Source organism: Petroclostridium xylanilyticum, from assembly GCF_002252565.1.
In the GTDB taxonomy this organism is placed as follows: Bacteria; Bacillota; Clostridia; order SK-Y3; family SK-Y3; genus Petroclostridium; species Petroclostridium xylanilyticum.
This window is the reverse complement of record NZ_NPML01000038.1, coordinates 1-814: the sequence shown is the minus strand read 5'-3', so window position 1 is coordinate 814 and position 814 is coordinate 1. Positions and strand designations below refer to the sequence as shown.

General features: G+C 29.2%; 1 protein-coding gene. It reads left to right on the top strand.

Annotated elements, in window-relative coordinates:
* Positions 1-115: 115 nt before the first annotated feature.
* On the top strand, positions 116-532 hold the full coding sequence (locus tag CIB29_RS18310; protein WP_094547677.1) for a bacteriohemerythrin: 417 nt from the start codon (positions 116-118) through the stop codon (positions 530-532).
* The last annotated feature ends 282 nt before the right edge of the window (positions 533-814 follow it).

The window sequence follows — 814 nt, the reverse complement described above, 5'->3', positions numbered from 1 at the left end:
TGTTTAGAAAAGTATGAAGTTTGAAGTGTTATGTTAACAATGATTTTTAATGGGTCGAACAGTGGCTTCGGTCACTGATTTAATACAATATTAATTGTACAAGGAGGTTTTTAGAATGTTATTAAAATGGAAGGATACTTATAGTTGTAACATAGCCGAGATTGATAATCAGCATAAAAAATTATTTGAATTGGGTTCCAAAGCATTTGAGATTGCCTCACTCAAGGATGAGTATGACCATTATGACAATTTAATCGAAATTTTAGAAGAGTTAAAAGCATACACCATATATCATTTTAATTATGAGGAAAAATTGATGCAGGAAAATAACTTTGATAAGTTTGAAAGCCACAAGATTGAACATGATTTTTTTATAAAAAAAGTTCAAAAGATTGAGAGAAAAGATTTAGAGGGAAAGCAAAATGAGGCGGTACTGGAAATAATTCAATTTATTGCTGATTGGATTTCAAGTCATATTTTAAAAAGTGACATGGAGTATAAGACATTCTTGAATGAAAAAGGTATTTATTGAGCAGGTGTACGTGCATTTAATTTAGTTGACGAATATTATGGAAAGAACTTTGCGAAAAGGCTTAGAGTCTGTTAATAATATTCTTCAGCTAAAAAATATACGCCCTTCCCATATAAAAATATTGCATTTATAAAGGAAAAGTCATATAATCCCATGTTTGACACTTAAATAAGACAAAAATCCTGTAAAGCCTTGATTTAAGAGGTTTTGCAGGATTTCGTGTTGATGTAAAAAGTGCGTACTTTTTTTATTTTTTCGTTTCTTTGAAAATTTTTTTCATCA